Annotated in this window: 19 protein-coding genes and 1 pseudogene; 14 read left to right on the top strand and 6 right to left on the bottom strand. The window is 52.2% G+C overall.

Annotated elements, in window-relative coordinates; all coding sequences use genetic code 11:
• Positions 1-452: 452 nt before the first annotated feature.
• The gene (abnB, locus tag HYD27_RS05890) at positions 453-1,859 is read left to right on the top strand and encodes an arabinan endo-1,5-alpha-L-arabinosidase AbnB (RefSeq protein ID WP_219212487.1); all 1,407 of its coding nucleotides are present in this window, start codon (positions 453-455) and stop codon (positions 1,857-1,859) included.
• Positions 1,860-2,043: 184 nt separating this feature from the next.
• On the opposite strand, the gene fabF is transcribed toward abnB, so the two are convergent.
• Positions 2,044-3,285: a beta-ketoacyl-ACP synthase II gene (gene fabF, locus HYD27_RS05885; RefSeq protein ID WP_219212484.1), complete on the bottom strand. Its 1,242-nt coding sequence runs from the start codon at positions 3,283-3,285 to the stop codon at positions 2,044-2,046.
• Between the two features lie 261 nt (positions 3,286-3,546).
• Here fabF and HYD27_RS05880 point away from each other — a divergent pair, with 261 nt between their 5' ends.
• Together HYD27_RS05880 and HYD27_RS05875 are read left to right on the top strand one after the other, a co-directional pair.
• Positions 3,547-4,404 (top strand): helix-turn-helix transcriptional regulator, encoded by an 858-nt coding sequence (locus HYD27_RS05880; RefSeq protein WP_219212482.1) that lies wholly within the window; start codon positions 3,547-3,549, stop codon positions 4,402-4,404.
• Between the two features lie 110 nt (positions 4,405-4,514).
• Positions 4,515-5,618 carry a citrate synthase/methylcitrate synthase gene (locus tag HYD27_RS05875; protein ID WP_219212481.1) on the top strand — a complete coding sequence of 368 codons (1,104 nt, stop codon included), beginning with the start codon at positions 4,515-4,517 and terminating at the stop codon, positions 5,616-5,618.
• Between the two features lie 96 nt (positions 5,619-5,714).
• Here the strand turns inward: HYD27_RS05875 and HYD27_RS05870 are convergent, their stop codons facing one another.
• On the bottom strand, positions 5,715-6,002 hold the full coding sequence (locus tag HYD27_RS05870) for a hypothetical protein (RefSeq protein ID WP_219212479.1): 288 nt from the start codon (positions 6,000-6,002) through the stop codon (positions 5,715-5,717).
• A 260-nt stretch (positions 6,003-6,262) separates the two neighbouring features.
• Here HYD27_RS05870 and HYD27_RS05865 point away from each other — a divergent pair, with 260 nt between their 5' ends.
• Positions 6,263-7,030: an exodeoxyribonuclease III gene (locus tag HYD27_RS05865; protein WP_219212536.1), complete on the top strand. Its 768-nt coding sequence runs from the start codon at positions 6,263-6,265 to the stop codon at positions 7,028-7,030.
• 181 nt (positions 7,031-7,211) lie between these two features.
• Here the strand turns inward: HYD27_RS05865 and HYD27_RS05860 are convergent, their stop codons facing one another.
• On the bottom strand, positions 7,212-8,678 hold the full coding sequence (locus HYD27_RS05860; protein WP_228744996.1) for a serine hydrolase domain-containing protein: 1,467 nt from the start codon (positions 8,676-8,678) through the stop codon (positions 7,212-7,214).
• 101 nt (positions 8,679-8,779) lie between these two features.
• Positions 8,780-9,913 carry a VanZ family protein gene (locus HYD27_RS05855; protein ID WP_219212474.1) on the bottom strand — a complete coding sequence of 378 codons (1,134 nt, stop codon included), beginning with the start codon at positions 9,911-9,913 and terminating at the stop codon, positions 8,780-8,782.
• A gap of 139 nt (positions 9,914-10,052) precedes the next feature.
• Between HYD27_RS05855 and HYD27_RS05850 the strand changes: the two genes are divergently transcribed.
• From HYD27_RS05850 to HYD27_RS05835, 4 genes and pseudogenes are all read left to right on the top strand, one after another.
• Positions 10,053-10,400, top strand: a complete 348-nt coding sequence (locus HYD27_RS05850) for a hypothetical protein (RefSeq protein WP_219212473.1) — start codon at positions 10,053-10,055, stop codon at positions 10,398-10,400.
• Positions 10,401-10,615: 215 nt separating this feature from the next.
• On the top strand, positions 10,616-11,848 hold the full coding sequence (locus HYD27_RS05845) for an aminopeptidase (protein ID WP_219212471.1): 1,233 nt from the start codon (positions 10,616-10,618) through the stop codon (positions 11,846-11,848).
• Between the two features lie 969 nt (positions 11,849-12,817).
• Positions 12,818-13,354: pseudogene (locus tag HYD27_RS32895) on the top strand (sigma-70 family RNA polymerase sigma factor).
• The gene (locus HYD27_RS05835; protein WP_219212469.1) at positions 13,344-14,477 is read left to right on the top strand and encodes a DUF4179 domain-containing protein; all 1,134 of its coding nucleotides are present in this window, start codon (positions 13,344-13,346) and stop codon (positions 14,475-14,477) included. Before HYD27_RS32895 ends, HYD27_RS05835 begins: the two are co-directional and overlap by 11 nt.
• Before the next feature lie 12 nt (positions 14,478-14,489).
• On the opposite strand, the gene modD is transcribed toward HYD27_RS05835, so the two are convergent.
• Positions 14,490-15,335 carry a ModD protein gene (modD, locus tag HYD27_RS05830; RefSeq protein WP_219212467.1) on the bottom strand — a complete coding sequence of 282 codons (846 nt, stop codon included), beginning with the start codon at positions 15,333-15,335 and terminating at the stop codon, positions 14,490-14,492.
• A gap of 22 nt (positions 15,336-15,357) precedes the next feature.
• Positions 15,358-15,903: a GNAT family N-acetyltransferase gene (locus tag HYD27_RS05825; protein WP_219212464.1), complete on the bottom strand. Its 546-nt coding sequence runs from the start codon at positions 15,901-15,903 to the stop codon at positions 15,358-15,360.
• 163 nt (positions 15,904-16,066) lie between these two features.
• On the opposite strand from HYD27_RS05825, the gene HYD27_RS05820 reads away from it, so the two are divergent.
• From HYD27_RS05820 to HYD27_RS05795, 6 genes are all read left to right on the top strand, one after another.
• Positions 16,067-16,402 (top strand): antibiotic biosynthesis monooxygenase, encoded by a 336-nt coding sequence (locus HYD27_RS05820; protein ID WP_219212462.1) that lies wholly within the window; start codon positions 16,067-16,069, stop codon positions 16,400-16,402.
• 460 nt (positions 16,403-16,862) lie between these two features.
• Positions 16,863-18,104, top strand: a complete 1,242-nt coding sequence (locus HYD27_RS05815) for a sugar ABC transporter substrate-binding protein (RefSeq protein ID WP_219212460.1) — start codon at positions 16,863-16,865, stop codon at positions 18,102-18,104.
• Between the two features lie 166 nt (positions 18,105-18,270).
• Complete coding sequence (locus HYD27_RS05810; RefSeq protein ID WP_228745004.1) at positions 18,271-19,125, top strand: carbohydrate ABC transporter permease; 855 nt, start codon at positions 18,271-18,273, stop codon at positions 19,123-19,125.
• Between the two features lie 44 nt (positions 19,126-19,169).
• Complete coding sequence (locus HYD27_RS05805) at positions 19,170-19,994, top strand: carbohydrate ABC transporter permease (protein ID WP_219212456.1); 825 nt, start codon at positions 19,170-19,172, stop codon at positions 19,992-19,994.
• Positions 19,995-20,037: 43 nt separating this feature from the next.
• Positions 20,038-21,030 carry a LacI family DNA-binding transcriptional regulator gene (locus HYD27_RS05800; RefSeq protein WP_219212454.1) on the top strand — a complete coding sequence of 331 codons (993 nt, stop codon included), beginning with the start codon at positions 20,038-20,040 and terminating at the stop codon, positions 21,028-21,030.
• Positions 21,031-21,045: 15 nt separating this feature from the next.
• A complete protein-coding gene (locus tag HYD27_RS05795; RefSeq protein WP_228744994.1) occupies positions 21,046-21,804 on the top strand; it encodes an alpha/beta hydrolase in 759 nt (252 codons plus the stop codon).
• The last annotated feature ends 186 nt before the right edge of the window (positions 21,805-21,990 follow it).

The following is a 21,990-nucleotide window of genomic DNA, read 5'->3' as shown; positions in this document are numbered from 1 at the left end:
GCAGGTTCTCGGCCCTCGTCTGCGATTGCCACCGCAATTTTTTCTTTAGACACATCCAAACCGACGTATTTTATGGTATTCTTCATAGTAACAGCTCCTTTCGCATGTAGCTCTGAAATGGTGGTTTCCACTTCCATTTTAACCTACGGTGTGCGAACAGGGGCTGCCTTTCGTTCATCATAACTTGTGTTTCTGCCGGGTCTCAGCGGCAGGGAGAAGGAAGACACGCTTTCAAAATTCAGATTTATATGTTTTACCTGAAAGCGATATGCAGTCCACGCTGCTTCGGAAGCATACGCTCCTGTTGAGGGCAGCGCAGACGTTTCCGCTTGTGACTGAATAGATAATATAGTTTATATAATAATAAAATGAAACTAATATACATAAATAAAACTATTGACTATTTCAGATTTTGGCAGCAAAATGAAAGGGTATACATAGGAGGCTGAAGCATGAAAAAGAGAACATTTTCCGGACTGTTGTCGTTATCCTTACTTACTGCCTGCAGCAATAGCATCCCTGAATTCACGAATGCGTCTGTGCATGATCCATCCGTAATCAAGGTGGACGATACGTATTATGTCTTCGGCTCCCATCTGGCTTCGGCCAAATCGAAAGATCTGATAGCCTGGTCACAGCTGTCTTCGGGGGTGGCCGACGGCAATGTGCTCATCCCCAATGTAATTGAGGAATTGAGTGAGACACTCCGGTGGGCCCAGTCAGACACTCTGTGGGCACCGGATGTCATTCAGCTTGCAGATGGAAGGTTCTATATGTACTATAATGCCTGCAGGGGAGATTCTCCGTTATCGGCAATGGGCATCGCTGTAGCCGACAAGATCGAAGGGCCTTACAAGAACAAAGGGATTATTCTCAAATCCGGCATGGCCGGCACCGGCGACGACGGGGAAATTTATGATGCCACGGTGAAGCCGAATGTGGTGGACCCGGATGTGTTTTTTGACAAGGATGACAGGCTGTGGATGGTCTACGGCTCCTATTCCGGGGGGATCTTTATTCTGGAGCTGGACCAGGCAACGGGTTTTCCGCTGCCGGATCAAGGCTATGGCAAGAAGCTGCTCGGCGGCAATCATGCCCGGATCGAAGGCCCTTATATGCTGTACAGCCCTGAAACCGATTACTATTATTTATTCCTCTCTTACGGCGGGCTGGATGCAAACGGCGGATATAATATCCGTGTTGCCCGCTCCAGAAATCCGGACGGGCCTTTTGAAGACGGGGAAGGCCAAGCGATGATTGATGCGCAAGGCACAGCAGGCGTACTGTTCGATGACCCGGCTTACGCTCCCTATGGAGTGAAGCTGATGGGCAGCTTTGAATTCCTGGCTACTGGGGAAGAACCGGAAGCTGTCGGGGCTGGATATGTCTCTCCGGGCCACAATTCGGCGTATTACGATGCCAACACCGGACAATACTATCTCATCTTCCATACCCGTTTTCCTGGCAGGGGAGAGGAGCATGAGGTGCGGGTGCATCAGATGTTCATGAATAATGCGGGCTGGCCGGCAGTTGCTCCACACCGCTACAGCGGCGAGAAGATCGGGAAATACACGGCCCGGGAGATCAGCGGCGGATATAAATTCATTGATCATGGCAAGGAGATTACGGCAGATATTGCCGGATCGGAGCAGATTGAATTAACAGCTGACGGGAGGATCACTGGGGCGGTTGCAGGCAGCTGGAAGCTGGCTGGAGACCATGAGGCTGAACTGACTCTTGACGGAGTGGTGTACAGCGGGGTGTTTTTGCAGGAATGGAGTGAAGCTGCAAGCGGCAATGTGATGACGTTTACGGCCGTTTCAGCGACTGGGGTCTCCCTCTGGGGAAGCCATAATTGACCGGGGAAGGAATATTGGCCGGTAACCTGGCAATGGACTTTGATCCGTTCATGATGCTTCGGGATAATGGTGCAAGATTTGGAATCAAGCAGAGGTGAGCGACTATTATGCCCCCTGCCCCTTCTGCCGGAAGGAGCGGGGGGTTTTTTGCCAAAATATATGAACTTGTATGGTTGCACTATAATTATCCTTCTGAATATTTCCGCAGGACAATGACAGCATTATGGCCTCCGAAGCCGAAGGAGTTGGAGATTCCGACGTTCAGGTCCGCTGTGCGGGCGGTGTTCGGCACATAATCCAGATCACAGGCTTCATCTGCCTCCTCCAGATTGATGGTAGGCGGGATGAGTCCTTCTTGGATACTTTTAACCAGTGCAATGGCCTCAAGCCCTCCTGCGGCACCAAGAGCGTGCCCGGTCATCGATTTATTGGCCGTAACCGGAATCCGGTAGGCCTGTTCACCGAACAGCTTTTTGATCGCCATGGTCTCTGACCGGTCACCCGCCGGGGTGCTTGTGGCATGGGCGCTGATCACATCGACTTCATCCGGATGGACTCCGGCCTCGCTCAGGGCCAGCTTCATCGCCTGATAGGCCCCTATGCCTTCCGGATGGGTGGCCACCATATGGTAGGCATCCGAGCTGGCCCCGTAACCCGTCACCTCGCCGTATATCACGGCATTCCGCCGCAACGCATGGGACAGGGATTCCAGAATGACAATCCCGCCGCCTTCACCGATGACAAACCCGTCGCGCTGCGCGTCAAAAGGGCGGCTTGCCTTGTGCGGCTCCTCATTATGCGCGGAGAGTGCTGTCGCATTTCCAAAGCTGGCCAGTGATATCTCGGTAATTGCCGCTTCGGCGCCCCCTGCAATAATCACATCGGCCCCGCCGCAGCGGATCAGCCGGAAGGCTTCGCCTATAGCCGTATTGCCAATGGAGCAGGCGGTTACCGGGGACAGCGCCGGCCCCGACGCACCCAGCTTAATGCTGATCAGCGCCGCAGCCATATTGGAGATGAGCATCGGTATCAGCGTGGGACTTACTCTCTCCGGACCGCGGGACCGCAGCACCTCGCCCTGCTCCATTAAGGTCTGAATGCCTCCGACCCCGGAGCCAACGTATACTCCCAGCCGTTCCCGGTCTATCTTGTCCAGCTGCAGCCCGGAATGGGCCCACGCGTCTTCGGCAGCGGCCAGCGCGAACTGGCTGAACCGGTCCATCCGCCGCGCCTCCTTGCGGCCGAAGCGGCCTTCAGGATCGAAATCCTTCACGGCTCCGGCAATTTTTGTCTTGAAATGTGCGGTATCAAATGAAGTGATCGGCGATATCCCCGACTCACCTGCAGTCAGGCGCTTCCAGTACTGGTCTACTGTGTTTCCAAGCGGCGAAATCAAGCCCATGCCGGTAATTACTACGCGTTCCATTATAAATCCCCCTAAAAGTTTTGTTAGCATTGACTACTGTGGCCTTGCTTCGGCAAAACTGGCTTCGAAAGCATAAACTTAGTTTTGTTAGCATTGACTACTGTGGCCTTGCTTCGGCAAAACTGGCTTCGAAAGCATAAGCAAGCTGCCATGATCGTGATACGTTTATTTTTTCACTTAATTTATCCTATTACAAGTTGGCATTTATCATAGTATAATTACTACTATCCAAACATAGATTCAGGAAGAGGCGTATCGATCATGGCTACTCAGACAAGGCTGCAGGCCTTATCGGATTTCTTAAAGGCGCGGCGGGCGGCGATATCCCCCGCTTCCGCGGGGCTCCCCCAGGGCGCACGCAGGCGCACTCCGGGTCTGCGGAGGGAAGAGGTTGCACAGCTCGCCGGAGTGAGCAATACCTGGTACACCTGGCTGGAACAGGGCCGGGATATTAAAGTATCGCCTTCCGTATTGGATTGTATTGCCGCCGCTTTGCAGCTAACCCAAGATGAGCGCAGCTATTTATTTGCCCTGGCGCTGGAGAACGGCCCCGGGGCTGCGCCTTATCCGCAGGAGGAAATTTCCGTGATCAGCCCTTCCCTGGAGAAGATTCTCCAGGAGCTGACTACCTGCCCGACCCTGATCTCGGACCGCCGCTGCGGCATTGTGGGCTGGAATGAGGCGGCGGCCCATGTCTTCCTTGACTTTGCCATGCTGCCGCCGGAGGAACGGAATATGATCTCGCTGCTGTTCGCGCGCAAGGAATTCAAGCGTCTCGCCGTGAATTGGGAGCAGTTCGTCCGAGGGTATCTAGCGATCTTCCGAGCCTATTACGGCCGGTATGTGGAGGACCGCTGGTATGATGATTTCATTGCCGAGATGAAGCAGCGGCACCCGGAGTTCAACGGGCTCTGGGAGGAGAGCAGGGTCAGTTCGGCTCCGGATGTGGTCCTTGAATTCCGGCATGCCAAAGCCGGCAAAATGCTCTTCCATCTGACCTCGCTTCAGGTCCATGGCAGCACAGACCTGCGCTGCAGCATTTATACGCCGGCGGGGGATTCCAATACTGAAGCCAAGCTCAAACAGCTTATGGATCAGCAGGTCCAGGAGCAACGATAAAATATATTTATGAATTCATAAAAAATTATAAATATGCAATATTGGATTTGAAGTTTATACTCCTATTATTATGTTCAATTCTTATTGAATCGGAAAAGGGGCAAAGAATAATGGCAAAAGTGACCGGATTGGAAGGCGTAGTTGCAGGAGAGACTGACATCGGCTTGGTGGATGGGGAAAAGGGTTATCTGGTATACCGGGGATATTGGGCAAAAGAGCTTGCCGTGACACGCGGCTATGAAGAAGTGGCTTATTTATTGTGGAATGGGCATCTGCCGTCAGCGGAAGCGCTGGAGCTGCTGAAGAGCGAGATGGCCGCGTCCCGGCAGCTGCCGGAGTACATCCGCCGGATGATTGATCTGATGCCCGCTTCCGTGCCGACGATGCTGGTGCTGCAGAGCACAGTGGCCGCTCTGGGGGAGCAGGGGAACACGGCTTGGCCTCCGGCTCAAGGGCAGGCGGTAAGATTGGCGGCGATCCTTCCGACGATCATTGCATACAGATACCGTACGCTACAGGGATTACCACCTCTGGAACCGTTATCAGAACTTGGGCATGCCGCCAACTATTTATATATGCTGACTGGACTTAAGCCGACGGAAGCCCATGTACAGGCGCTCAGTGCTTACCTGATTCTGTGCATGGAGCATGGCATGAATGCTTCAACCTTCGCCGCCCGCGTGGTGCTGTCTACCGAATCGGATATGTGCGCTGCGGTCAGCGGAGCGATCGGCGCCATGAAAGGGCCGCTGCATGGCGGTGCACCTTATGAGGTGATTTCCATGCTTGAGGACATCGGGACGAAGGAGCGGGCAGAGCCGTGGCTGCGCAATGCGCTGGAGGGCGGAGCCAAGATCATGGGCTTCGGCCACCGGATCTACAAGACCAAAGATCCACGCGCGGAAGCGCTGCAGATCGCGACCCAGGAAATGATCGGCAAAGACGCTTCCTTTGACCTGGCGCTTTATGTGGAAGCTACCGCTATCCGTCTGCTTGAAGAATACAAGCCTGGCCGCAGACTGTTCACCAATGTGGAGTTTTATGCCGCCGCCATTCTGAAGGCACTGGAGCTTGCGCCGGAAATTTTCACCCCGACATTCACGGCCGGAAGAATTATCGGCTGGACAGCCCATATTATGGAGCAGGCCGCCAACAACCGGATTTTTCGTCCGCAATCCGTCTATACCGGACCGATGCCCGAAAATGAGTTTTAATAAGCATGCCAAACATCCCCGTCCGGCAGGCGGCCAGGGATGTTTGAGCGGAGGAATGATCATGAGAGAGTATGAGGGGGATACTCTGGCATTATCTTAGAAATCTGAAGTTGCAACTTCGATTGTGCCGAATGCTGGCCCGGCAGCCGAGCTGAGAAGAGCGGCAACCAGCAGATCATTAACGGACAGTGTGAGGCTGTTCTGTGCAGGGATAATATAAGTGACGACAGCAGCGTTGACCCGGTAAATTACAAGATCCACAGGAAATGTAGAGTTGTTATTTACGGTTACAGCCGCATTGATGCCACCGGCAAGGTTTTCGTAGTAGGATTTGCCCACAGAGGGAGCCAGATTGAAGAATTGTTGCGGCAACAAGATAGCCATGGTAACGACCTCCTTTTCATTTTATAGAATATTCTATTCGGCTAATCTCTTATTGCATTGACGAATGTCTTGGGAGATTAGCACAATTTAATAGCTGCCTAATAGATGCCGGTGCAGCCGGCAATTAGCCCCTTCCATGGCGGAAGAGGGCTGTTTGTGATTCTATGGAATATAGTGGAAGTGAGCCGGACAGGACATTCAGAAGCTTATAGTATGTTAAACTGAGAATAATTCTGTTAATAGTAAGGAGAGTAAAGATGATCAAGCTGGTGTCCTGGAATGTGAACGGGCTAAGAGCCTGTGTGAGCAAAGGCTTCATGAATTACTTCAAAGAGGCTGCCGCAGATATCTTCTGTGTTCAGGAGACTAAGCTTCAGGGAGGACAGATTCTGCTGGAGCTGGGAGAAGAGTACGTGCAGTACTGGAATTATGCGGCCAAAAAAGGTTATTCGGGAACGGCGGTTTTCACCAAAATCAAGCCGCTCTCGGTAAGATACGGCATGGAGGAGGATTCGGAGCCCGAGGGACGGATGATCACATTGGAATTTGGCGGCTTTTACCTGGTGAATGTCTATACACCGAATGCCAAGCGCGATCTGACGAGACTGGAGTACAGAATGGAATGGGAGGACCGTTTCCGCAGCTATCTGCTGGAGCTGGACCGGAGCAAGCCGGTGCTGGTGTGCGGAGATCTGAATGTTGCCCATCAGGAGATCGATTTGAAGAACGCAAAGGCCAACCGCGGAAACTCAGGCTTCACCGATGAAGAGCGGGGGAAAATGACGGCATTGCTGGAGTCGGGCTTCGTTGATACGTTCAGACACCTGCATCCCGATCAGGAGGGAGCGTATACCTGGTGGTCCTATATGCCAAAAATCAGGGAGCGGAACGTGGGCTGGCGCATTGATTACTTTCTGGCCTCCACACGGCTTGCACCGCAGCTGGAAATAGCGGGGATGGAGTGCGGTGTAATGGGCAGCGATCACTGTCCGGTAATTTTACAGCTTGAGGAAGGCATACCGGAATAATACGCTGTATTAGCGAAACTTGAACAAGGGCCGTGCATCCCGCAAGGGGGTGTATGGCCCTTTTCTTAAAAATAGAATTTATATGCTTTGCACATTAAATGATGATCCTTCTATTTCCCTCTGAAACGCCCCGTCCCTTATAAGGACGGCGCAGCCGTTTCTGCTTGTCCGCAGCGAACGTCTACGCCAAATGTCCGACGGTTACCGCTTCCAGATCTTTGGCGGACATGGAGACATTGAATTGCTGCTTGAGCACAACGGAAGATTCTCCAAAAGTTGCTTCCATGCTGAGACAAAAAGGAGTTTCCACGAACAGCAGAGTCAGCTTAAGCTTGTCTTCGGTGGTCCAGGTAAAGCTTGCCATAATCAGGTTCGTAGCATGATTCAGAATTTGGGCGGAGCTTTCTGCCCATTCGCCGCGGCCAAGAGTGACCGTCTGTTCACCTGACATGGCTTGCAGCGTTAACACAGCCTTGCTGTCGTCAAAAGAAACCGCAAAACTGCCCAGCTGCAGCGGATTTTCCTCCAGTCGATATGCGTTGCCGTCCACTACGCTCTCCAGCGCTGAAGCGGAATGCGGCCGCTCGGGCGGAATGGATAAATGATCGAGAAGTGCTGTAAGCTCCGCTGCAGCGGCAGAGCCGCTCCCAGTGTCCCCCGGTTCCGTTTTCATGGCAGGCAGCAAATGCTCCCATACCCCGTTCATAATACTCTGCATGTCACTGCTGCCGCTTGTAATGGCCAGTACGGCATCCTGCTCCGGCATCACTATGCAGAATTGTCCAAAGGCTCCGTCGGCACGGTACGCTCCATGGCGGCAGCGCCAGAACAGATAGCCGTAGCCCTGTGACCAATCGCTGGTGCCGGCATCGGTGCTGCCGTCATGATTGTCGATTTGCCTGGAGGTTGCGGAAGCAATCCATTCCCTGGACAGAAGCTGTCTGCCATTCCACATCCCCTGCTGCAAATAGAGCTGTCCGAATTTTGCGATATCCTCGGTCGTGACGCTTAATCCGAATCCTCCGGCATTGATTCCCCGCGGGCAGGATTCCCAGGTTGGATTGCTGATTCCCAGCGGAGCAAACAAGCGGGGCTCCAGATATTCCAGCAGGGTGAGACCGCTTACTTTTTGCAGAATGGCAGACAGCATGTACGTTGCTCCGGTGTTGTACAGAAAATGGGTACCCGGGGTCTTCAGGACGGGAAGCTCCAGGAAGGCTCTGGCCCAGTTTCCGTCTTCGCTGCCCAGCATATGTGAAGCCGTGTCCTCTGTGTGTCCGCTTCCCATCATCAGCAGATGGCTGATGTCCATCAGTGCGAGCTTGGGGCTGATTTCCGCTGGTGCATCTTCGGGAAAGAAGCCAACAACCTTGTCCTGCAGCGAAAAAAGCCCTTCCGCCGCTGCCAGCCCTACCGCCGTTGAGGTAAAGCTTTTGCTAAGTGAAAACAGGGAATGCGGCAGCTCCGGCCGGTAGGGCGACCACCAGCCTTCCGCCGCGACTGTGCCATGGCGAAGCAGCATGAAGCTGTGCAGCCCGAGCTGCTGCTGCTCCATAGCATTTAGGAAAGCGGAGATTGCCGTTGACGGTACTCCTTGCGCTTCGGGCAGGCTTCTTGGCAATGGGCTTGCCGTTCGGACAGTTTTCATAATCATATCTCCCTTGATCAATAAGAATAAGAGCATTGTCTACTATATTATACCGGTTTAGAACATGAAACAGGGAGCCTTCATCGAGACTACCTGTTCTGTTATACGGAATCTGCCATGGCGTTTTCGTGCTGCTTGTGCTGCTTGTCGGGCCAGGCAATGATGCTGCGTGTCCGGCTCAATTGCTCATACACGAGCACAGGGTTCCGCTGGAATCCCCGGATTAACAGGTGGATGAAAAAGATAAAATCCATGAGCACTGCCGCGCCGTACAGAATTCCCGTCCATTGCCGAGGCAGACCGGGCAGAAAGGAAGGGGCAAAGAGAATACCATTTGCTCCCAGCAGAATTCCATACAGGAGCATATATTTTACAATCAGGCCCCATAACCGGTTGTGGCCGGGCTGGGCGCTGATCCGGATGCGTACGATCCATTTGCCGAAGGTCCGCCCGCAGGTGCAGGCCGGGACAAGCACGAAATAAAATGCGGTTGTAATCCAGTAAGCGCCCGGCAGCTGCCACGAATGGAGCAGCAGGAAGGCGGTCATCCAGATTGGGGCATCCAGCAGAAAGGCGATGCCCCTGCGGGTATACGTGACTCTTTTGGCCGATAAATCAACCCGGCTATCCAGCTGTTCGATACGCGGAAGCAGTCCGGATATCCAGAGCGCAATCCGGTAGCCCATAATTCCGCCAAGGGTGTTGGTAATCAGGTCGTCGACATCGAAAATCCGGTAGGGATAATCAAAGAAGCCGTAGATGCCCGTAATCTGGGTAAGCTCGAACAGAAGCGAAAGGATAAAGGAGAGCAGAATGCAAACCACCCAGCGTGTCCGGAAATAATACCCGAGGAATAAGCCGAACGGCACCAGCAGCACCACATTGAAGAGGGCTTGCAGGAATTCCGGCAGCTGCAGGAGCAGCAGGTAGGAAGCGGGGTCCTCCGCGTTAAAGGCGGAGCTGCGCCTGATATCCTGAATGAATTGGAGCGGGATGTGCTGGATCATGCTGCCGGAAGGCGGGAGATTATGCCGCGAAGCCGGCATCGGGAGCATGACCAGATAGAAGGCGTTCAGCAAGTAGAGCAGCAGCAGATAAAGAACAAGCGCTCTGACTTTGTTGATATAGCCATGCCTCCGGTATTGAACAACCATAAAGGGGAGCGTGAACAGCAGCGCCGCCACCGGAAAAGACATGAATGCATAGGAGATTGGAAAAAGATAGGATTGAAACATGGTCCACCTGCCATATGTAGGGTAGTAAATGCAGTGCAATTCAGACATTTCAGATATTATAGTGTTCATTGAGCAAGATCACAACTTATTTATTGTGCTTCCCCGGCATACATATGTCTGGAGAGGAGTGTGAAGCAGCATGGAGAAGAAGGTGCAGCAATATTATAAGCTTAAGATCAAGCAAAAGGAGCTTGAGAAGGAACTGGGCGAGCTGCGTCAGGACATCCTGGCATACTGCGCCGAAAAGGGGGAAACGGACAGCGAGATCGGCAGCTACAAGGTGAAGCTGGTCACGCAAAACCGTAAAGAATATGATGATGACAAGCTGTATCAGACTTTATCCGACCCAGAGGTATGGCGGCTGCTCTCCAAAGCCGACCCCGCGAAGATTGCCGGTCTGACCAAGCTGAATATCATCCAGGAAGACAATATCTCGCATACCTATAAGGTTAAGAAGGTTACATTGCTGCAGGTGGAGAAGAAATAGGCCGAGGCTTTTTTCAGGAGCAGAGATGAATAAATATACATTGGAAATGAATAAGGATTAAAGCCGCGGCAGCCGGCAAGAAAGCTGAAGCGACTCTTTGAGAGGCAATGTTTACTGCAAAAAAATCGCCACCTCCGGCATTTTGCGTTAAAATAACAGAAGTGTTTATCTTTCTGTCAGATAACAGCAATCAAAGATACGGAGGAAACGAAGCGATGAAGGATTTTGATATGATGCTTGAGAAATACGCAGATCTGGTTGTTAAGGTCGGAGTGAATGTGCAGCCCGGGCAAGTGCTGATGATTCATTCGCCGCTGGAAACTGCCGGGCTTACCCGCCTGATTGTAGGCAAGGCGTACGAAGCTGGCGCCAAATATGTGCTTGTGGATTGGGATGACGAGAAGGTAACACGCATTCGCTACGAAAAGGCTGCGGACGATTCTTTTGAATACTATCCGGCGTGGCATGCAGATATGCTGGAGGGCTTCGCGGAAGAGGGCGGAGCCATTTTACATATTAAAGTGCCTGATCCGGAATTGTTCCGCGGCATCGACTCCCGGAAGGTGTCAGCCGCAGTGAAGGCGGCGGCCGTTGCACGCAGGAAATATCAGAGCTACACCCGCAATAACCGGATCAGCTGGTCGCTGATTAAGGCGCCTACGCGGGCGTGGGCAGACAAGGTTTTTGCGGACCTTCCGGAGGAGCGGCGTGTGGAAGCCATGTGGGAAGCCATATTCCAGATGAACCGCGTCGGCAGCGAGGACCCGGTAGCCGCCTGGCGCGCGCATATTGCCGATCTTAAGAAATCCCAGGAACGGATGAATGCCAAACGCTACAAAAGCCTGCATTACCGCGCTCCGGGCACGGATCTGCATGTAGAGCTTCCGGAGGGGCATCTCTGGCGCGGCGGCGGCGGCGAGAATGCGGGCGGGGTATATTTTGTGGCAAATATGCCAACAGAAGAAATATACACTATGCCGCACCGCAAGGGAGTCAACGGTACAGTGGCAAGCACGCTTCCGCTGAATTTGAACGGACGGCTCGTGGAGGGCATTACGATTACTTTTACCGATGGCAAAGTAACGGCTTATGATGCCGCATCCGGACGGGAGCATTTAACCTCACTGCTGGAAACCGACGAAGGAGCCTCTTATCTGGGGGAAGTGGCCCTGGTGCCGCATGATTCTCCTATTTCACGGCTGAACAGAGTGTTTTATAATACCGGCATCGACGAGAATGCTTCCTGCCACTTTGCGCTCGGCAGTGCGTACCCGGTGAACATCGAAGGCGGAACCTCGCTCGGCAGCGAAGAGCTGCTGGCACGCGGAGCCAATGTGAGCTTGACGCATGTTGACTTTATGGTTGGCTCCGCAGAGCTTGATATCGACGGCGAATTGGCCGACGGCACCATCGAACCCGTCTTCCGCAAGGGAAACTGGGTGCTGTAAACCGCTGTGAACCACGGCAGATTGTACGGACAGATTGCATGCGACAGGCTGAAGAGGCTGCAAGCCCGCTTTAAGGTGGGCTTTGCAGCCTTTTTTGAAAGATAAGAATTTATCCTGGATTTCGAAAGTAAGTATCCACAAATCATCTAAAAAAGCTCTACACGAAGGGATGTCTTGCTACAAACAGCTTGCACCCAATGGGTGAAGGAAAAAGAGGGGTTATCCCTTGTCCGATCTGGATGGGTTCCATTCACTTTCGGAATTCAGGATGAATGGAACCGGAGAGCCTGAACAAGCTGATGAAAAGCAAGGAGGTTCATAAGGAACGAAAGCGAAGTGGAAAAAGTAACACTAATGGGCTGGAATTCTGGCATTAACAGGCTTTAGTGGGATTTTGTACACTTAATGGAGGCCCGCTCGCCCCATACGGCTGATTTCAGCCCAATTAGTTGTACTTTTTCCCACTAGGGATGATCCGGAATCCGAATGCGTTACCTTAGTTGTACTTTTTACCACTAAAATAGCTGCCCTTTGGATGAATGGTCAAGTTCATCTCAATGTAGGCGTATTCCTCTGCAAGGGAGAGAAACGGATCGATTAGGGTTCCTTTTTCCCACTAACGCAAGTGAAAAAGCGGCCGGGCGAATATGAAGTGAACTATTCCACTTGGCTTCCCGCCTGGCTTCAGCAGCCAGCCTTACACCTGAAATGCAAACAGCTGCGCTGCCCGGCCAAGGACGGCGCAGCCGTTTCTGCTTGAAAGATAAGAATTTATAGGTTTGACGCTATCCATTATCCTTCTATTTTTGGAGAAACGGATGCCGCCTCTTTAAGAGGACGGCGCAGCCGTTTCTTCTCAGGATAATAGTTCACTCATTTTGCGTTAACGGCATAATTTGAATCCCGCGAAAACTGTTTAGGCGAGTTCTCCGTCTTAAACAATATACAGAGAAGCAAGGAGGGGAACAGATGATTACTCCCAAGGCGGAAATGAAAAAGCTCGCCGGCGCTGTGGCGGAGGAAGATAATGGCTTTTATGACTCCGTGATGGAGCACAGTGACCAGCTGTACCATATCGCCTACAGCTATTTGCGGAACCGGAGTGACGCGCTGGAAGCCGTACAGGAAGCCACCTGCCGCGCCTGGATCAAGCGGGCTACACTGAAGGACCCGCAGGCGTTCAAATCATGGATGATCCGGATTCTGATCTAAGTCTGCATCGATGAGCAAAGAAGAAGGAAAAGGTCTGTGCCGACACCGGAGGCGGCGATGCAGGAGCCCGTCATGCAGGACAGCAGCCGCAAGCTGGAAATGCTGTGGGCTGTGGAGCAGGTGAAGCCGAAATACCGCCATGTGCTGCTGCTGAAGTACTATAACGACATGACCTTGCCGGAGATTGCGGAATTGCTCCGGAAGCCGGAAGGAACGGTGAAAACCTGGCAGCATAAGGGGCTGAAGCAGCTTAGAACCATTATGAAGAATCGGGGTGAATGGAATGACCGGTAGCAGCGAAGAGCAAGCCTTGCTGAACGATGCTGTCCGCCTGCAGGAAGAACTGGACAGGGATGCAGTCAGCACCGCCTTAAGAACGGCAGTCCAGTCAGGAATGGAGCGGGGGGAGCGGAGGATCAGGAAGCGGTTTTTCTCCAAAAGCATGGGACTTGGCATCACCGCAGCCGCAATAACCGCAGCTGTACTGTTTATACTTCCGTATCTTCTGCCCGTTCCGCAGCCTGCCGGCCAACCGGAGTCAGCCGACTGGGGAGAGCTTGAAGCATTCAGGGACAATGCCGTATTTGGCATGGATGTACCTACGCTGGACTCGGCAATCCGGAGCGGATATATCCAGCTGGTGAACAAAACGGCGGAAAGTGAAGGATACGCAATTACGTTGAATGCCATTGCCGCAGATGAAAACAGGATTATGTTCCTCTATACGGCAACCACCGACGACAAGCAGGAGATTTACAGCATTAACAGTGCTAAGCTGAAAAACACGGCCACTGGCAGCTATCTGAGCACGACGGGTCAGGCGGGCGGCAATGTGAAGATTCCGGAACCGGAGAAACATCATATATTTTACGGACGGGGCGTCGTTGAAATGGACCGTACTGAAGCTTTTCCGCAGCAGCTGGAGGCGGAGTTCAGGATCGCATCAGTGGACCCGGGCAAAATGGCCGATCCGAAGACAGGGACGATTATGGCCGATATGCATTATTCTCCGGTTCTGAAGATTGTCTTTACGCTTGATCCCAAATTCAAGGAAGCTCAGACAACGATTGTGAAGCCGGATCTGCCGTTTACCTTGAACGGGCATGACGTGGTTCTCAGCCAGGTTGAAATCTCTCCTCTGCTGATCCGGGCGAGAGTTGCGCTGAAGAATCCGGAGGATAATGACTGGGAAATCCGAAATGAAATCTTCGGAAATACGAGTTTTGAAGGAATTCTGTCAGAGGTTGATGGAAAACCGCTCCAGCTCAGCCCGGTTTCAGGCAGCGGTACGGAGGACGGCTTTGAATATGCCTTCGCCAGCAATTGGCTCGACCATCCGGAATCTCTTGTGCTTAAGATCCGGGATGGAATGGGAAGCAAGCAGCAGGAATATAATCTGGAAATGTATAGTGAATAACGGGTGATGCTGCTATACCGGACCGATGTTTACACTCATATCCATCGTTCCCGCAAAAAAGAGGCTGCTGGTCACAAGCGCATTGACCCCGCTTCCGGCGTACTCTCCGGCGTTTCTCTCATCAATCCCGCCTGCTGCCAGCACAATGAGCGCCGGATTAACGGCTTTTAATTCAGCAACGGCTGTACGGAGCTTCTCCGGTGAGAGCTTGTCAAACTGAAGCGCGTCCACACCTGCCTGGCATAAACGAAGGGCGGACTCCAGGGAATCTGTCTCCACGAGCAGTTTTTTCTCCGGAACCTTGGCCTTAAGCTCGGGGATATGGGGGATAAATCCGTCGAGTCCTCCGAGAAAATTCATGTGCTGGCTGAATACGAGCAGGCTTTCCGACAAGCCTAGACGGTGAGGGAAGGCGCCGCCGCAGCATACGGCTTTGACGGACAGCTGCTTGGTTCCGGGGAAGCTCTTGCGTGTGCTTACAACAGAGACGGCAGGATTGGCCGCCTTCACGATGTCGACGACGCGTTTGGTTTTGGTTGCGATGCCGGAGCAGCATTCCAGCAGGTTCTGGGTGACCTTCCAGGCCATATGCAGCGCATCTGCGGCTCCGGCAGCTTCAAGGAAAACCTCGCCCGGTTGAATAAGCTGGCCCGAGGGCAGGCTGGAAGTGACCTGGACCCCCATTTTTGCCAAAATGCGCGAGGCTTCCTCCGTTCCGCACAGAACAGCCTCCTGCCTGGAGAAATACTGCATGAACCCGCGCTCCTGGCGGATGCCAAGCGTCCAAGTGGTCAGATCGCCATATGGCAGATCCTCGCGGATGATGTTGTCGATCGTTTCATCGGACAGGTAGATCATGATTTAGCCTCCACTCCGTTCTTTACGCGTTATCAAAGCTGAAGATCAGCATCTCTCCATTGTATGTAGTCCCAAGCTTCTCTGCATAATTGCCTTTGGTATAGCCCGATACGGTTTTTCTCCAAAATTTCTGGCCGGCGGCATTCTTCTCCGCAGGATTGGTGAACAGCTCCCACCGGCCTTTGAAGCGTTCAAAAATTTGGACAGCGGCCTGCTGCGCATAACCCAGGCCTCTATAGGGCTGCAGTACAAAAAACTCATTCACAAAATAATCGACTCCCGCATTGCAGTGGGGCGGGGTAGCCACAAAGGCGAAGCCGGCAGGATTTCCCCCAGCCCTGATTAAAAAGGGATGCAGACATCCCGGCTTCTCCCACCAGATGCTCTGTACATTGTATTGATCGGCAAGGGTTCTAATCTCGTTGCTCTCCTCAAAAATTCCATGCGGGTTGAGGACCGGCCCGTTTGTCAGTCCATAATGCCCGGACAAGTCATGCAGGTACAGCGGGTACAGATTTTTGATGATATAAGCCTCTTCCGGCGGGGCGGGTTTTGCTTCTATTTTCATATCATACCAACTTTCTCTGATTATGCTGTTATTTTTATCAACTGTATATTGGTTTGCATTGCGCCGCAAGGGAGAATTCCGCTATCAAAAAGTACGGCCTAGCATTGATAACGATTATCAATTAAAATAAAGGAATAAATTAGATTCCTAGGAGGAAAAGCCATTGTTCATTCAAACCCGTTCAATTTCAGTCGAAAAAGGAAACAGCGGTAAAGTCGTTGAACGCTTCAGCACACCCGGAGCTCTTGATGAGATGGAAGGGCTGATCGATATCAGCGTAATGGTCAACAAAAAGGCCAAGGAGAACGAGGAAGTGCTGCTTCTGATCCGCTGGGATTCGGAAGAGGCATGGAAGAATTGGGAGAAGAGCGAGGCGCATTTGCAGGGGCACCGCAACAGCAGAGGACAGGAGAAGCCGTCTTATATGATCGGCACAACGGTAAATATGTACGAGGTGCAGGCGGTAAGACCCGGCAAGCTGCCGGGTCAGCGCTCTTAATCCGCGAAGAAGCCCACGGCGCAGGTATGCTTGCCTTAATCCCCGCATATCTGCCGCCTTCAGATGGAAGCCTTGATCGGGCGAAGACCGCCCCCCCTCAGACTCTTCTCCAAAATTTTTCGCCTGAAGCGCCGCGATAGAGCGGCAGTGAACTTTTTTGGACTGCCTACTTGAAATCGCTAACAGCAAGTCATATAATAAATAAGTCGAAACGATTCGATAGAAACGAGAAGTGAACGGACGGTACATCTGCGAAAGATCTCCTTTTCGAGAATAATTGTAGGAAAAGTGGTTTTGGAGCTCCTTATTTAGGTTAAAACGATAATGAGTTCCATGGTTTGCACTTTACTTCTATAGATAAACTCGAAATTTTTTTCAAGGAAAATCGAAACGTTTCGATGAAAGGGCTTTATTCATGGTTTTTGAATTTTTGCAGACACTAAAATAGGGGTGAAAGAAATTGAAGAAAAAGACAGGTATAGTTGCTGCAGCAGTATTGATGAGCTTCTCCCTGATCGCTGCCGGCTGCGGGAACTCGGATAATTCAGCGTCAGGCGGCAGCAAAACATTGAAGGTATGGTTCATGGGTACCTCCGATACCGTAACGCCGATCACGAAAATGTATGAGGATAAGAATCCCGGTATTAAAGTGGAAGTGCAAGCGATTCCTTGGGATACCGCACATGATAAGCTGCTGACCGCCGTGGCATCCAAAAATGGCCCAGACGTGATCCAAATGGGTACGACCTGGATTCCTGAATTTGCGGCTGCCGGAGCGTTGAAGGATATGGCGCCTTATATTGAACAGTACCCTAGTATGAAAGCGGACAACTTTTTTGATGGAGCGGTTCAAACGACCAAATACGAGGACAAAACTGTAGCTGTTCCTTTCTATGTAGAGACGCGGGCGATGTTCTACCGTACGGATCTGCTTGGCGAGGTTGGCTATCCGGAAGGCCCCAAGACCTGGGATGAGCTGAAGGATGCCAGCCAAAAGCTGGTAGCCAAGGGTGGAGCCGGACATTACGCTCTGCCGATTGAAGGCAAGGATTCCATCTTCACTGCGATTTTTGCCTGGCAGAACGGAAGTGAGCTGATTGACAGCAGCCGTCAGCCGCAGTTCAATCAACCGGCTTATGTGGACACCATTAATTACCTGAAGAGCTTCTACGATGAAGGGCTGTCCCCTCTGGGCACCGATCTGGACACTGTAGCCGCATTTAAGGACGGCACAATGGGCATGTTCATCAGCGGGCCCTGGATGATTCAGACGGTAAAAGAAAAAGCGCCGGAAATTGACGGCAAATGGGCGGTTACCACGCTGCCGGCCAAAATAAGCAACACCTCCTCCATTGGCGGTGCCGACCTGTCCATCTTCAACTACAGCAAAAATCCGGACGAGGCCGCCAAATTTATTGCTTTCATGGCTGAACAGGATGCACAGCTGAAATATTATGAAACCTCCAACTCCATGCCGGCACTGAAAGCGGCTTGGGACAACGATGCGCTGAAGGACCCGATGATTGCAGCTTTCGGCAAGCAGCTTGAGAATACCCGCCCTGCTCCGACAGTGAGAGAGTATGAAGAGATTGCCCAGGCAGCCATGGCCTCGTTCGAGCAGATTACGGTCGGCGGCGCGGACACACAGACCGAACTCGACAAGCTTAACGCCAAGGCAAATGAACTTCTCGGCAATAAATAAGCATTGACCCTGCCAGGCATACTGCCGGAATCTCCGCAGCGAAGAGATCCGGCAGTGTGTGTGTTCGGCCTTGTCTTGATCTATGGAAGAAAGTGCAAGAAAGCGAAGGGATGTGAGCACCGTGAGTTCATTTGTGAAGCAATGGAACAAAAATAAATATCCATATATGTTTATCGCGCCTGCCGTACTGCTGTTGACCGTCTTTTCCATCATTCCGATTATTATCGCGCTGGTCATCAGCTTCACCGATATGGATTTGGTGGGCCTCGCGGATTATTCCAATATCAGCGGCGTGGGCTTTGCAAATTACATTAATATTTTCAAAGATCCGGTATTCCTGAAATCGATGTACAATACACTCATTTATGTAATCATTGGTGTGCCGCTCGTGGTGGTCGCTTCCATGGGAGTCGCGCTGCTGCTCAATTACGGAACAGGCTGGCTGTTCAAAAGCTTCCGTGTGATCTACTACATGCCGTCCATTACCAATATTGTGGCTGTAGCGGTGGTTTGGGGATACCTGTATAACGGCAGCTATGGCTTATTCAACTACATTCTGTCTATTTTCGGACTTCCGGCGCAGCAATGGCTGCAGGACCCGACACTGGCGAAGCTGTCACTGATTTTGCTGGCATTCTGGAAATCCATCGGGCTTAATATGATTATTTTCCTGGCGGCACTGCAGGGCATTCCCCGCTCCTATTACGAGGCGGCTGAAATTGACGGGGCGACCGGCTGGAAGAAGCTGCGCTACCTTACGGTTCCTCTGCTGGGATTCGCTACTTTCTTTGTGACCATTACGACTTTGATTGGCTGGATTCAATTCTTCGAAGAACCGCTGGTGATGACCAAGGGAGGACCGCTGAATGCAACGATGTCGATGGCACTGTTTATTTACAACAACGGCTTCCAGCTCAGCAAGTTCGGCTATGCGGCTTCCGGCTCGTTCGTGCTGTTCATCATCATTATTATAGCGACACTCATTCAATTCGCGGTCAAAAAGAAAGAAGTGGAATATTAAGCTTCAGCTTGAGGGCTGCCTGCTTAAGAAGGAGGGATACTTTCATGGCGCTAAAAATGAAAAATATGGAAAAAGGTTTAATGATCGCCCTGCTCATTATCGGAGGCTTGCTGATGATGGTGCCTTTCATCTGGATGATCGGCTCTTCCTTTAAGCCCGAGAATGAATTTACCGTCATTCCGCCAACACTCATTCCGAGCCGCCCGACATTCTCCAACTACCGGGATTTGTTCGTGAAGATGGACTTTTTAATCTATTTGAAAAATACGCTGGTTATCGTGCTGTGCTCCTTTGCAGGGCTGTTTCTGAATGCGATGGCCGGCTATGCTTTTGCCAAGTTTGATTTCCCCGGAAAAAACAGGTTCTTCTACGTTATTCTGGGCACGATGATGATTCCCGGACAGGTAACCATGATTCCGACCTATCTGATCATTAACCAGATGCATCTGGTGAATACGATGGCAGGCATTGTGCTGCCCGGTCTGGTGGGGGCGTTCGCAATCTTCCTGTTCCGCCAGTTTATGACCACGATCCCCATGGATTTGCTGGAGGCGGCAAGATTGGACGGAGCGGGCGAGCTGCGGATTTTTTTCCAGCTGATGGTGCCGATTGTGAAGCCGGTCTTTGCGGTCCAGGGCATCCTGACCTTCATCGGGGCCTGGAACAGCTTCCTCTGGCCGCTGATTATCGCCAATGACGAGAAGCTGTACACCTTATCCGTAGGGCTGTCGCTGCTGAAGGGGCAATACGGTACCCAGTTCGGCCTGCAGATGGCCGGAGCCGCCTTTATGGTCGTGCCGATCATTATTATATTTATCTTCTTCCAGAAGCACATCATAGAAGGATATACCATCTCCGGCATAAAATAATATAGAGAAGCATATTGCATTACCTCGGGAAGGATTGAAGCAAATGGCAACGATCAAGGATGTGGCAAAGCTGGCCGGGGTGGCCTTGTCTACGGCTTCATACGCCATGAGCGGCGACAGCAAGGTGAGCGCCAAGACAAGAGAAAAGGTGCTGGAGGCTGCAAGGCAGCTGAACTATCAAAAAAATGGCTTTGCCATGGATTTGAAGAGAAGCCGCACGAATACCATAGCCCTCATATTGACGGATTTATCCGGTCCCTATTATTCGGAGCTCATCCGCAGCATTCAGGATGTGGCTTTATCCAATTCTTATGATCTTATAGCCTGCAGCTCCATGGGCGGCAAAGACTCAACCGCTGTAAGATTTCTGCTGGAAAAGAGGGTGGATGGGGCCATTGTGCTGGCCCATAACATTACGGATGAAATTCTCCGGGCGGCGGGAAGCGCCAGATTTCCCATTGTGGTTATGGACCGGCTGATTAACGGCGAAGGCCTTATTAACGTTGTGGTCGATGGAGAGCAGGGCGGCTACCGGGCGACGCGCTATCTGATTGAAAAAGGCCATGAGGCCATCGCCTATATCAGCGGTCCGGCGAACTCGTATGACAATGCGCTGCGCTACAAAGGATATTTGCGGGCCATGCATGAAGCCGGGCTTCAGGAGAAAACCAAGTGGAAGATAAGCGGCGGATTTATCCGCCAGGGCGGATACAAAGCCGCCAAAATGATGCTGATGCAGGGCGAGCTGCCCACAGCCGTCTTTTATGCCAACGACGAAATGGCGGTCGGGGGAATGAAGGCGCTGGAGGAGGGCGGAGTTTCCGTTCCGGGCGATATTTCGGTGATCGGCTTTGACGATATTCAGCTGGCCGAATATATTCAGCCGCCGATGACAACCATCCGCCAGCCGATGTATGAATCGGGATCTTTGGCCGGACACCTGCTGTTCCAGATGCTGAACGGCGATGCCGTCAATGATTTCTATAAGCTCAAGATTGAGCTGATTGAACGCAAGTCGGTCAAATCCCGCAATTAAACGGAGATGATGGAATTGGCTTTGATTCAAATGTCGTTATACTCGGAAGTTCTGGGCATGTCTACGGACATTGGTGCCGTGATTCCGCTGAATGCCTGTGCGCTTAAGGAGCGGGACGGCAAGCTTCCGGTCCTGTATCTGCTGCATGGGCTTGGCGGGGATCACAGCGAATGGACGCGGCAATCCGGCATTGAGCGCTATGCCGAAGAGAAGGGGCTTGCGCTCATCCTGCCGCGGGCAGACCGCAGCTATTATATGGATATGAAGCAAGGCGGCGCCTATTTTACCTACCTGAGCCAAGAGCTTCCCGGCCTTGTATGCAAGATTTTTGCCATCTCCCGCCGCAGGGAAGACACCTTTGCCGCGGGCATCCCGATGGGCGGCTATGGAGCGTTTAAGCTGGCGCTCCGCTGCCCTGAACGTTATGCAGCCGCGGCAAGCCTGTCCGGCGGCGTGGACATCGCCGGCCGGATAAGCGGACCGAATGGCTTCCAGCCGGGAGAAGTGCAGCGGATTTTTGGCGCCGCGGCGGAGCTTGAGGGAAGCAGGGACGACCTGTTCGCGCTCTTGGACAACGCAGCCCTGTCAGGGAGCCAGCCCCGGCTGTATCAATGCTGCGGAACGGAGGATTTCCTGCTTGAAGGCAACCGCCGTTTTCGGGACCATGCAGCCGCCGCGGGTCTTGAGATTACGTATGAGGAAGCTCCCGGGGAGCATGAATGGGGGTATTGGGACCGCCAGGCGCGGCGTGTCTTGGAGTGGCTGCCGCTGTAAGGTGCAAAGGATGGGCCATCATGGCAATAGCTATTGAAATGAAGTGAAACGTTTATGATTTATGAGGTTGATATATAGATAAAATCATACTGATAAAGATATAGATAAGGAGAAACGTTTCGTTTCATTGGAGGGAAGCACCTTGCCGTTGTTCTGTTCAACGGACGTCCGCTGAACCTGCATGGG

This window comes from Paenibacillus sp. S150 (assembly GCF_019352175.1).
GTDB lineage: Bacteria > Bacillota > Bacilli > Paenibacillales > Paenibacillaceae > Paenibacillus_AQ.
The sequence above is the reverse complement of the archived record's forward strand: the minus strand, read 5'-3'. Positions and strand labels throughout refer to the sequence as shown.